Annotated in this window: 10 protein-coding genes and 4 pseudogenes; 10 read left to right on the top strand and 4 right to left on the bottom strand. The window is 68.0% G+C overall.

Annotation, left to right across the window (positions count from 1 at the left end):
* Positions 1-324: 324 nt before the first annotated feature.
* The 3 genes and pseudogenes from ACWGJ2_RS36930 to ACWGJ2_RS36920 form a co-directional block, all read left to right on the top strand.
* A pseudogene (locus tag ACWGJ2_RS36930) lies at positions 325-402 on the top strand (DUF6233 domain-containing protein); the annotation flags it as partial.
* Between the two features lie 25 nt (positions 403-427).
* Positions 428-1,147, top strand: a pseudogene (locus tag ACWGJ2_RS36925) (transposase); the annotation flags it as partial.
* Between the two features lie 220 nt (positions 1,148-1,367).
* A complete protein-coding gene (locus ACWGJ2_RS36920) occupies positions 1,368-1,799 on the top strand; it encodes a VOC family protein (protein WP_453350753.1) in 432 nt (143 codons plus the stop codon).
* Between the two features lie 69 nt (positions 1,800-1,868).
* On the opposite strand, the gene ACWGJ2_RS36915 is transcribed toward ACWGJ2_RS36920, so the two are convergent.
* A complete protein-coding gene (locus tag ACWGJ2_RS36915; RefSeq protein WP_453350752.1) occupies positions 1,869-2,636 on the bottom strand; it encodes a transposase in 768 nt (255 codons plus the stop codon).
* A 402-nt stretch (positions 2,637-3,038) separates the two neighbouring features.
* Here ACWGJ2_RS36915 and ACWGJ2_RS36910 point away from each other — a divergent pair, with 402 nt between their 5' ends.
* The gene (locus ACWGJ2_RS36910; protein WP_453350751.1) at positions 3,039-4,238 is read left to right on the top strand and encodes a serine hydrolase domain-containing protein; all 1,200 of its coding nucleotides are present in this window, start codon (positions 3,039-3,041) and stop codon (positions 4,236-4,238) included.
* 611 nt (positions 4,239-4,849) lie between these two features.
* Here the strand turns inward: ACWGJ2_RS36910 and ACWGJ2_RS36905 are convergent.
* Positions 4,850-4,978: pseudogene (locus ACWGJ2_RS36905) on the bottom strand (M15 family metallopeptidase); the annotation flags it as partial.
* A gap of 81 nt (positions 4,979-5,059) precedes the next feature.
* On the opposite strand from ACWGJ2_RS36905, the pseudogene ACWGJ2_RS36900 reads away from it, so the two are divergent.
* Positions 5,060-5,155 (top strand): annotated as a pseudogene (locus tag ACWGJ2_RS36900) (IS5/IS1182 family transposase); the annotation flags it as partial.
* A gap of 477 nt (positions 5,156-5,632) precedes the next feature.
* On the opposite strand, the gene ACWGJ2_RS36895 reads toward ACWGJ2_RS36900, so the two are convergent.
* Positions 5,633-6,865 carry an erythromycin esterase family protein gene (locus tag ACWGJ2_RS36895; RefSeq protein WP_453350750.1) on the bottom strand — a complete coding sequence of 411 codons (1,233 nt, stop codon included), beginning with the start codon at positions 6,863-6,865 and terminating at the stop codon, positions 5,633-5,635.
* A gap of 224 nt (positions 6,866-7,089) precedes the next feature.
* Here ACWGJ2_RS36895 and ACWGJ2_RS36890 point away from each other — a divergent pair, with 224 nt between their 5' ends.
* A complete protein-coding gene (locus tag ACWGJ2_RS36890; RefSeq protein ID WP_453350749.1) occupies positions 7,090-7,566 on the top strand; it encodes a polyketide cyclase in 477 nt (158 codons plus the stop codon).
* Between the two features lie 49 nt (positions 7,567-7,615).
* Here the strand turns inward: ACWGJ2_RS36890 and ACWGJ2_RS36885 are convergent, their stop codons facing one another.
* A complete protein-coding gene (locus ACWGJ2_RS36885) occupies positions 7,616-8,362 on the bottom strand; it encodes an IclR family transcriptional regulator (RefSeq protein ID WP_453350748.1) in 747 nt (248 codons plus the stop codon).
* 137 nt (positions 8,363-8,499) lie between these two features.
* On the opposite strand from ACWGJ2_RS36885, the gene ACWGJ2_RS36880 reads away from it, so the two are divergent.
* Genes ACWGJ2_RS36880 through ACWGJ2_RS36865 form a run of 4 tightly spaced genes read left to right on the top strand, consistent with a single transcriptional unit; the run spans position 8,500 to position 10,862 of the window.
* Entirely contained in the window at positions 8,500-9,714 is a 1,215-nt protein-coding gene (locus ACWGJ2_RS36880) for an amidohydrolase/deacetylase family metallohydrolase (protein ID WP_453350747.1), read from the top strand.
* Positions 9,711-10,121: a hypothetical protein gene (locus tag ACWGJ2_RS36875; RefSeq protein ID WP_453350746.1), complete on the top strand. Its 411-nt coding sequence runs from the start codon at positions 9,711-9,713 to the stop codon at positions 10,119-10,121. Before ACWGJ2_RS36880 ends, ACWGJ2_RS36875 begins: the two co-directional genes overlap by 4 nt.
* Positions 10,122-10,143: 22 nt before the next feature.
* The gene (locus ACWGJ2_RS36870) at positions 10,144-10,530 is read left to right on the top strand and encodes an SFCGS family glycine-rich protein (RefSeq protein WP_453350745.1); all 387 of its coding nucleotides are present in this window, start codon (positions 10,144-10,146) and stop codon (positions 10,528-10,530) included.
* Entirely contained in the window at positions 10,527-10,862 is a 336-nt protein-coding gene (locus ACWGJ2_RS36865; RefSeq protein WP_453350744.1) for a DUF4312 family protein, read from the top strand. The genes ACWGJ2_RS36870 and ACWGJ2_RS36865 overlap by 4 nt, the downstream gene beginning before the upstream one ends.
* The last annotated feature ends 7 nt before the right edge of the window (positions 10,863-10,869 follow it).

Below are 10,869 nucleotides of genomic sequence, written 5' to 3'. Positions count from 1 at the left end.
GTTTTTTTTTTTTTATCCGACACCTCCCTTTTCTTTTTGTGCCTTTTTTTGTAGGGGGGGGGGGGGCGTGGGGGGGTGTGCGGGGCCCCCCCCAACCCCCGCCCCCACGCACACCCGATCGAGCGTGCGTCCGAAACATCTCTGGAGGAACGGCTGGCTCACCTGCGCCCTGTCGAGACATGGCTGGACTGCCAGCTCAACCTCGTCCGAGCGGCCCGTCGCACTCTTGAAGCGCAGATCGAGGCCGGCCAGAAGCGCCGGGAGCGCGTCTACACCGCGTAGCGGTTCAAGATCCAGCTCGCCCGCGTCGAGAACGGCCACCCGATGCTGCACCGGGGCGACTGCGCGCTCTGGAAGAACCGGGCGGGCTACATCGTCAGGGACGAAGTGATCATTGCGTTGACCGACGAAGTCCTCGGCACAGAGGGCTGCACGGTGTGCAACCCGCTCCCTGCACTCGGGGCCGCAGGCCGGCGAAGCCAATCCGCGCCTGCGAACCGAGCTGGAGAAACGGCAGGTCGGCTACGTGCTCGCCGTCGCCCGTGACCACCAGGTCACCACTCGCGCGGGCAAGTTCCGCGCCGATGCCCTGGTCAAGAAGCTGCCGAAGCGGAGGTGGCAGAAACTCTCCACCGGGGCCGGATTCAAGGGGTACCGCTTCTACGACAGGGCCCTGGCCGCCCTCGCCGACGACCGGCCGGGCCACCACCAGCTGCTCGTCCGCCGCAACCGGCGCACCGGCGAACTCGCCTTCTACCGCTGCTACTCCGCCACTCGGGTGCCTCTGTCCCGCCTGGTGCGGGTCGCCGGGCGCAGGTGGACGGTGGAGGAGACCTTCCAGTCCGGCAAGGGCCTGGCCGGACTGGAAGAACACCAGGTCAGACGCTGGGCATCCTGGCACCGCTGGGTCACCCTCGCGATGCTCGCCCACGCCTTCCTCACCGCCGTCCGCGCCGACGAACACGCGCACTGACCCACTCCGGACGACCTGATCCCGTTGTCCTGCAACGAGATCCAGCGCCTGTTCATCGCGCTCGTCGTCCGGCTCATCCACGACCCGGCCCACCGGCTCGACTGGCCCCATTGGCGCCGCCACCAGGCACGATCCCAGGCCAGCCACTATCAGCGGCAAGGCGCGCAGGCATGAAGATCGCGATCTACAGCTGGAGTACTAAGGGTTGTCCCGGAAGTGATCTTTGGCAGCACGAGAGTGACTGGCCGGGATCGAGGTTCCTTTTGGGGAAGCGCTGACCTCGGTTCGCCCCTGTGACCGCACGACACAGCAGCGGATAGCAGGGGCCGTCGTCCCGGCAACGTGTGGATCCACCCGCCCGGGGAGATGAACGGGGCCCTGTTATCGTGCGCCGATGTCAACGATCAAGCAGTTCCAAGTGACCTTCGACTGCGCGGAACCTGCGCGCCTCGCCGCCTTCTGGTGCGAGGTGCTGGGGTACGTCGTACCGACAGTCCCGGAGGGTTTTGCCACGTGGGAGGAGTACCACCACTCGCTGCCGCCTGAGGACGAGATCTACTTCGCGTGTACTGACCCCTCGGGTGTGGCCCCGCGCCTGCTCTTCCAGCGAGTTCCCGAGGGCAAGGTCGTCAAGAACCGGGTGCATCTCTGTGTGCGGGCCGGCGCCGGGCTCGTGGGTGACGAGCGCCTGGCCACACTCGAGGCCGAATGCGCACGGCTGATGGTGCTCGGCGCGAAGCACGTGCTGACGCAGCGCGCCGATGGCGTCAACGAGTCGTGCATCACGATGCAGGACATCGAGGGCAACGAGTTCTGCCTCGACTGACTCTCCTCCGAGACTGCGAGGTGGGGAGTCGTCTCATGGGGACCTCTCAGGTCCGGCATGCGGCGGGAGTCATCCCGTGAGGGCGAGGTTGTGTAGGCGGGCAACGCCGTGCATCGCGTGGCGCACACCGTCACCTCTCAGGCGGCAGTCGCGCAGGATCTTCCAGGTCTTCATCCGGGCGAAGGCGTGCTCGACGCGGGCGCGAACCCGTTTGTGGTCGTGGTTGTGTTCGGCCTGCCAGGCAGTCAGTTCGCCGCCTCGAGGCCGGCGGTGCGGGATGACGATGCCTGTTCCGGGGTAGCCGCCGTCGGCGATCGTGGTTGTCCGGCCGACGGCGGCCTTGGCCCCGGATTCCTCCCATGCCCGGCAGTCGTTGCGGTTGCCGGGCAAAGGCCGGCCGACCACCACAACCAGGTGGGTGTCGGCATCGATGACCACCTGGTGGTTCGTCGAGTAGCGATAGTTCTTCGACTGCTCGGCGACCTGGTGGTCGCGGGTGGGTACCAGTGTCCCGTCCACGATCAGCACCGCGTCCTTGGCGAATCGCCTACGCGGGGCAAGCGCGAGCCTGGGGCCGAGGTGGTCGATGACGCGATCGGCGGTGGACTTCGACACTCCGAAGAGCGGCGCGAGTTGGCGCAGAGTCAAGTTGGTGTGCCAGTACGCGGCCACCAGTAGCACTCGGTCCTCCAGGGAGAGCTTCCACGGCCGGCCACGGCCCGGCGCGTCGCCGCCCTCGCGGCGCAGCTGCCTCCTCAACTTGCCGAAGGCGTGCGGGCTCAGTCCGGCGAACGGGGCTATCCAGGACGGCTCCGACGCCGTGATCACACCAGCCACGGCCAAGATCATCCCACGGCAAGATCATTTACGGGACAACCCTTAAGCCACGATCAGCCGCGTCCGCGGCTTGACAATCGCATTGGGAGGTTCCTGAAACACGAGATCCGCCAGAGCTAAAGGGCTCTATGTCTTCTGAGGAGTCAGTTGTCGCATCTCAGTGATGAGTCAATGACCGTCGCGGTCTCTCCTCTTCTGACGGGCAGATGGCTGCCCTCGAAGCCGCACTTGGCCTCACTCAGGGGGTCAGCACCCTTACCAAGCGGGGGGTTACCCCCATTACCTGCCGTGCCTCCACTGCCTAGCGTGATCCTCGTTCCCAGTTCTGTTCGATTCGATGGAGGAATGGCGACAGTGAGGTACAGGATTCGTCGGCGGGGCGGTCAGCAAGGGAAGCGCCTCGTGGCCCTGGCGACGGTCACCGCGGCGATTGTTTCGGGGATGATGGTGTCGGGAAGTGGGCCGGCCGTCGCGCACGCAGTGGTGGAGCCATCCGTTCGCAGTACCACCGCGTCACTGCGAAGTGACCTCGAGAAATATCTGGACGCTCAGGGCACTAAGGATCATTTCTCAGCGGTGTCCCTTCGGGTGACCTATGCCGATCAGCGACCTGATATCTCGGTCGATGCGGGGACGTCCCGCTACGGCGGTGGTCGACCGGTGAACAGCAAGGCGCTGTGGCAGATAGGCAGCAACACCAAGGCGTTCACGTCCGTGCTGTTGCTTCAGCTGGAGGCCGAAGGAAAGCTTTCCATACGGGACAAGCTGGGAAAGTGGCTTCCCCAGTATCCTGCGTGGCGCGATGTCACCATCAAGCAACTGCTGTCGATGACCAGCGGCATCCCCAACTACACCGAGCAGAATGCGTTCCTGAAGGATTTCGACGCCAATCCCTCCACGCGCTTCACGCTGGAGCGCCTGATGTCCTATGTGGAGGGCCTGCCACTGGGTCCCGCGAAGTACGAGTACTCGAATACGAACTACCTCCTCGCGCAGATGATCGTCGAACGAGCGTCGCACGATACTTTCCATGAGCGGCTCGCCGAGCGCATCATCGAACCTCTCGGAATGAACGACACCTGCCTCCCCCCGGACTGCCCTCCGGACACGGCCTCGCGCATGCCGACGCCGTACTCCACCCATTCCGTCCTGCCGAAGCATCTCAACAAGTCACTTCCTCGGCTCCGCCTGTCCTGGGCGCAGGGGGCGGGTGGCCTGGTGAGTTCACTGAGAGACATGACGGCTTGGGACAGGGCGCTGTACAGCGGTCGACTGCTGCCTTCAGCGCAGCAGCGCGAGCTGGAGTCCCTGGTCTCGGCGAAGACGAGTAAGCCCATCAAGAGCGTCACGGCCGACGATCCCCTCGGTTTCGGGCTCGGTGTCGTGAAGTTCGTCCATCCTGTGGCCGGGACGGTCTGGGCCTATGAGGGGGCCACTTATGGAAACCGGGTGCTGCACATGTACTTCCCGAAGACTGGCATGATCATCGCAGTTGCTGTCAACAGCGCCGTTGGCGAAGGGGACACGCTGCCCGACCTCGCCGGTACCGTCTACAAGACTCTTTCGGCGCAGAAGGCACAGGCTCTCCCACGGCACCAGTAGCCCCGGAGCCAGCTGCGTGACTTCCAGGTAGCTGCACTGCGAGGTCTGAGCTCCCTTCTTCCTGAGCTTGGCCTTTTACGTCGCAGGTCACTCGGCCTGCTGAGGCTCCGGGAATCGGCAGGCCGTGATGCGGCCATTCTTCGCGGTGGCGACGAGGTACGACAAGCTCGCCGTCCGCTATGAGGCGACCGTGCTGGTCGCGGCCATCAACGAATGGCTGTGACCAGCACTTTCGAAATACGCCCTAGCACACAGCGTGACACCAGGCCCGGGGGCCGGCGACGGCTCCCGGGCCCGGTGCTGTCTCACCATCGCTGTCGGCCGAACGACAAACGGAACAGTTTTGGACCGGCTCCGTGGACCGCCGCGCGCTCGGCCCACGGCAGCGGCTTCCTTCTATGACTCCAGGCGAGAGAAGAAGCGCTGTCAGGGTCGCCAACGGCTGCTTGGCGCGAGGCCATGAGAGGCATGTGGGTACGAGGGCCATGACGCCTCTGCTGTCATGCGAATCTTTCCTCCTTGGAGGCTGCGGTGATCACTTTCGAGATCCTGGATACCTTTGGGCGAGTTCCTTGGGGCCGTAGTGGGCGACTGCCGCTCCTGGTGCGGTGCGAGTCCTGCCACTTCCGCTCGTCGACCAGCAGGTGGCCATCTCGTCGCAGGTCCATGAGCCGTTCACCGCACTCCTGAACAGTCATGGCTGCGACCTTCGGGTCGGACATCAGAACGATCTCAGTCATGACCCGATCATCTCGTGTCCTTGCGCCCCTTCGGCCGGGATCTTCTGGGCCGCCGCGACGACACGTTTCCCGAACCGGGTCAGTTTCATAGCCGTGGCCACCAGATACGACAAACGTGCCTACGTCTTCCACGGCACCGGCACCGTCGCCGCGATCAAAATCTGGTTCCGGCTATGAGCCCAGGCGAGGTGCTATTTCAACACGACGCTGCGGTTCTGCTTCGATGGCCTCGGCATCGGGATGACAAGCCGCCGACCAGGGGTACTCGAACCTCGGAATGACGACGTCGTCCAGATCGGTTCCGCCAGGGTGGCCTTTCGCGCTCATATGGGCCCCTTCTTGTTGCGCCGGTTGAATACCGGCGGCAGGTGCCACCTCCATCAAGCCTCACGAATGTCATGCCGCCAACCCCCTTCCCGCGAGGAAGTCGTGAACGCGTTGCGCACTGGTGTGTTTGTGAAGGGTGGCCGACTCCAGCCATCGCCTTCAGTTCGTCCCTGCTTGCGCGGGCCAAGGTGCTGGGTATGGGTCATACCATCCGGCCATGTCGTTTCCTTGGCCTGGCTGGCGCGAAATCGCGCGTCCGGCGCTGGAAGCCTCACAGACACCCCCTAGCGGCGGGCGCGCTCGCCGCGACCGTGCGTCGCCGCCAGGTCACGGCGCTTGCGTCGAGCCCCGCGGGACGTCCCTGACGAACACGACGCCGTCGGTGTCGGGCAGGTGGTCGGCGTCGAGCGGGGCGTAGCCGAACCAGGAGGACACACGGGGTGCGGGCCGGGCGTCGCCGAGGGTGTCGGCCAGTCGGGCGGCGTCGAGGAGGCAGTGGCTCTCCGGGAGTGTGTGCAGCAGTCCTTCGAGGGTGTCCGGGGGCGGGACGTCCACTCCCCGGTGCCGGAGCGTGCCGAGGGCCGTGGCCAGGAAGGCGTACCGCTTTCCCAGGTGGGCGCTGACGATCGCGCCGGCGCTCCACCACTCCAGCGGCAGCCCGGCCATCCGCACCGTGCTCTTCCGCCGCTGGAGATGGCCGTTGTGGGCGTGGACCAGCGTCGGCCCCCGCTCGGCGAGGGTGAGGAGGTTGTGGGCCATCATCCCGTCCCGCAGGCCCATCAGCCGGGCCATGCGCGCGGGGGAGGTGTCGGCCATCCAGTGGTGGTAGCCGAGCAGACTGGTGGCGGTGCGCCCGTGCAGGCGCGCCCTGTCCCACTCGTCCCGCGAGGTCGCGGTGATGAGGTGCGGTGTCTGCGCGTCGAGCAGTGCCACCAGGTCGTCGGCGAGCAGCCGCAGTCGTCCGGCCTCGGCCGACTGCCCCACCGAGCGGGCCGGGTCCGTCATCGCGGCGGGCTCGGTCCACCGGTCGTCGGGGCCGAGCAGGCGGTCGAGCGTGTCCGCGGTGCAAGGGAGCAGGTCCGCGTCCACCTGGGACGAGAGGTAGCGGTGGAGTGCGGTGAGGGTGTGGCGGGGGCTCTCGGCGTGGGTGATCTCCAAGGGGCCGTCGAAACCGGCGAACCGGAGCCGCTCGGACGTGGGCCTGCCCTCTTCGTCGGCACGGACGTTGTAGGCGCGCATCCAGCGCACCAGCTCGCGGTTGGCCGCTGAGGTGCCCCAGCCATGGCTGAACCCGTTCTCCATGGCCGCGTCGAGAGTGCCCGTGCCGGAGGCGACGTAGTCGTCCACGGCCAGGCCCCTCGCACAGTCGCTCTCGACCGCGATCGTCCGGTAGCCCTCCTGCTCGACGAGCTGCCGGAAGAGCGTGTTGCGCAGATCGAGCAGCGCCTCCTCGCCGTGTGTGGGCTCCCCGAGGGCGAGCAGCCGGGGGCGGTCCGGAAGCAGCCTCATGACCTGCGAGGCATCGACGGCATGGGCGGCGGCGCTGAGGTCGGTAACCATGGCTTCAACGGTATCGTTGAACTTCGTATGGAGACTTTTCCGCGATGTCAGCAGGATAGAGCGGCAAAACCTTCCAATCGGCGTACGGCTCAGGGTGGTTGACCCGGCGCGGGGTTTCCGTTCGTGCGGCCGATGACTTCCGCTCCCTCGCGTCGTCTGCACAAGGGAGGGGGTTCCCGCACCCGCGGGAGGCCCGCGACGACACGACGAGGAGTGTGCACACCGTGGACCAGGAGAACGTGAGCGCCACCCTGACCGTCGCAGCTCCCGCCGCGAAGGTGTTCGCGGTGCTGGCGGACCCGGTGTCCCATTCGGCGATCGACGGAACAGGATGGGTCCAGGAGCCTGCCGACCGGGCGACGCTGACCGAGGCGGGGCAGGTCTTCCGGATGGACATGTACCACGCGGACCATCCCGACGGTGACTACCGGGTGGCCAACCGGGTCGCGGTGTTCGACGCGCCGCACGTCATCGGCTGGCTGACAGGCCAGGAGAAGGACGACGGCCGTCTGGAGTTCGGCGGCTGGTCCTGGCGTTACGACCTCACACCGCTCGGTCCGTCCGAAACCGAGGTCACACTCACCTACGACTGGTCGGCGGTACCGCCGTCCATCCGGGAGTACCTCCGGTTCCCGCCGTTCGGCCCCGAGCACCTCGCGAACTCGCTGCACCACCTGGCCGGGCTGGTCTCCGGCGGGTGATGCCGCCGGTGTCCGCCCGGGGAGCGGTGCGGGATGCCGCAGGCACCCGTCACAGCCGTCGCGAGACCTCCTTCGCGGCCTGGCACACCGCGGGCGCGAACTCCCGTAGTTGTTCGCGGGTGACGAGGAAGACCAGGGAGGAGACCGAGACGGCGCCCATCGGGTAGCCCTCGGTGTCGAGTACGGGTGCGGCAAGGGAGCAGACGGACTCGTCGGCCTCCTCGTACTCCGCCGCCCAGCCGTTCTCGCGCACGGTCTCCAACTCCCGTGCCAGGGCGGTGCGTTCGGTGAGGGTGTGGGGTGTGCGCGGGGGCAGCCCTGTGCGGTCGAGGAGGCTCTCGGCCTCGGGCTCCGGGAGGTGGGCCAGCAGTACCTTGCCCGCCGCGCTCGCGTGCAGCGGCAGCGGCATGCCCACCTCGGTCGCGATGCGGTAGGCGTGTCCGGGGTCCACCTTGTGCGTGTAGGTGGCGTGGTCGCCGCTGAGGACGGCGAGGTGCACGGCCTGGCCCAGTCGCTGCTGGAGCGCGCGGAGCACCGCGTCGATGCCGACCGTGTCGTCGGAGAAGACCCGCGCGGCCAGGGCGCGTAGCTGGACCCCCATCCCGTAGCGGCCGTCGCCGTCGGCGACGGCGTACCCCTCCTCGATGAGGGTGGCCAGGATGCGATGGGTGCTGGCCTTGGAGACCCCCGCGTACTCCGCGATCTCCTTGAGACGGTGCGGAAGTTCGGGCTGGGCGAGCGCGTGCAGCACGCGCAGCGCCTTGGCCACCGAATTCACCGACTTCTCGCCATCCATTGACCCTCCGTACGACATCTGATTAGTTTGCCATCGATCCGCCCTTCGGAACGCCAATCTACTCTACGGAACGGTTGACGGTCTCCGTGGACGTGTCGTGCCCATTCTCCCGCCCCTGCGAAAGGCGGACGGAGTACATGTACGAACTCGTGATCACAGGCGGCCGGTTGGCCGATCCGGAGCGTGGAACGGTCGAGCCCGGCGACCTCGCCGTGTGCGGCGGCCGTATCGCACGCACCGGCCCGCCGGGCACCCTCCAGGGCGCCGAAACCGTCGAAGCGACGGGCCTGCTGGTCGCGCCGGGTCTCATCGACCTGCACACCCACGTCTACGCGGGCCGCACCTACCTCGGGGTCGAGGCCGACACGATCGGCGTCGACCAGGGCGTCACCACCGTGGTCGACGCGGGAAGCTGCGGCAGCGACGACTGGGCGCACTTCGCCCGGCAGATCGTGGCCCCCGCCCGCACACGCGTCCTGAACTGGCTCAACATCTCCCGCCACGGCCTCGTACAGGGGAACAGTGAACTCGCGGGAGGCCCCGCCGACATCGACGCCGCCGCAACGGGCGCACTCCTCGACAGCGCCCCGGACCTGGAAGGGCCCCCGGCACCCCGCGGCATCAAGGTGCGGATGAGCAGGTCCGTGCTCGGCGACAGCGGACTCGCCCCGCTGCGCACCGCCAAGGAAATCGCCGACGCGCACGGCGTCCCCGTCATGGTGCACGTGGGCAACGAACCCCCGGCGCTGGGCGACGTCCTCGATCTGCTCGGGCCCGGCGACGTCGTCACCCACGCCTTCCACGGCAAGCCCGGCGGCCTCTTCGCCCGCACCGCACCCGAACCCGGGTCCGAGGGCGGGGGCGAGTACGCCGCCGCGCCCCTTCCGCAGGCCCGCGCCGCGCTGGAGCGCGGGGTACGCCTCGACGTCGGGCACGGCAGCGCCAGTTTCGCCTTCGCCACGGCCGAACGGGCACTGTCCGCCGGTATCCGTCCGTACACCGCGAGCACCGACCTGCACAACCGCAACCTCCACGGCCCCGTGCACTCGCTCACCGCCACCCTCGACAAACTCCTCGCCCTGGGCATGCCGCTGACCGAAGTGCTCGCGTGCGCCACCTCGCGCCCCGCCGAAGTGCTCGGCCTCACAGGCGAGTTGGGCACCCTGCGCCCCGGCGCCGTCGCCGACATCAGCCTGCTGCGGCTGCGCGAGGAACAGACGTCGCACCACCTCACCGACGCGACGGGCGCGCACCGCGAGGGCGGCGGGTCGCTCGTCGCACACGGCGTGCTGAGGGCGGGGCGTTTCCACCCCGTACGGCCGACGACACCCCCGGAAGAAGCCGCCGCATGACCGACCCCCTGACCGAGCCGCAGACCGACCGGCTCACCGACCGGCTCGCGGAAGCCGTCGCGGACAGCTCCGCACCCGTGGCCGAAGCGGACCGCGCCGACCTCGGGGAACTGCTGCCGCTCATCCAGCGGCACGCAGCGCAGCAGGGCCTCACCCTCGACGACGAACGGCAGTTGGCCGTCGCCGTGCACGCGCTGGCCTTCCTGCGGCGCGTACGCGACGACGAGTACCTGGACCCGCTCGCCGACGCGCTCTACACCGAGGTCCCGGCCGACCGCCTGGCCGCGACGCGGGCACTGATCGACACCTACTGCACACCGCGCGGCTACCGCGCGCCCGACAGCGAAGTCCTGCTGCTCGCGCTGCACTTCGAGGTGGCACGGCAGGCCGAGAGCAGCACGGCATGAGAGACGACAAGGGAGCGACACCATGGCAGTGAAGATCGTGATCGGGCACCGGCTGGGCAAGGGCCAGGCCGTGGCCGACGGCGTACGCGCCGCGGGCGCCGAGCCCGTGCTGATACCCGGCCCCGGCGCCGACATGAAGGTCGGCGATGTGATGGCCGCCGAGGACGCCGCGCTCGGCATCTCCTTCTGCGGCAGCGGCGGAGCGGGCGCGGTGACGGCAAAGGCGAAGTACGGGCACGACATCGAGTTCGGCATGCGCTCGCCCCGCGCGGGTGTGACGGCCGTGGAACAAGGCCGTACGGTCCTGGGCTTCGGCTTCCTCGACAGCGAGGAACTCGGGTTCGCCGTCGCGGAGGCACTGCTGAAGAAGCTGGCCGCCGCAGAGCCGGGGGAGGCGCGGGCGGAGTGAAGCACACGCGACACGTGCTGCGGCTGACCGGCTCAGGACCCACGCGGTACAAGGCGTTCGCCGACGCGATGGCGCAGGTCCAGCAGGCCGCGGGGAAGAAGACGACGGGCGTGTGCTTCCGCGTCGAGCCTGTCGGCCTGGAGGTGGCCGAAGCCGTCGAGCACCGCTGGACCGAACGGTTCCTCGGCCTCTTCTTCGCCCGCAAGCGGCACCGGTTCGAGCTGAAGCTCAACATCGAGGTACGGGTGGCGTCGCTGGACCTGGACGCGCTCGACTTCTCCGTACGCGAGGAGCGGCTCACCCCGCTTCAGCACGCCCTCCACATGAGGTGAGGCAGCC

It is taken from the genome of Streptomyces sp. NPDC054796, from assembly GCF_053611545.1.
The sequence above is the reverse complement of the archived record's forward strand: the minus strand, read 5'-3'. Positions and strand labels throughout refer to the sequence as shown.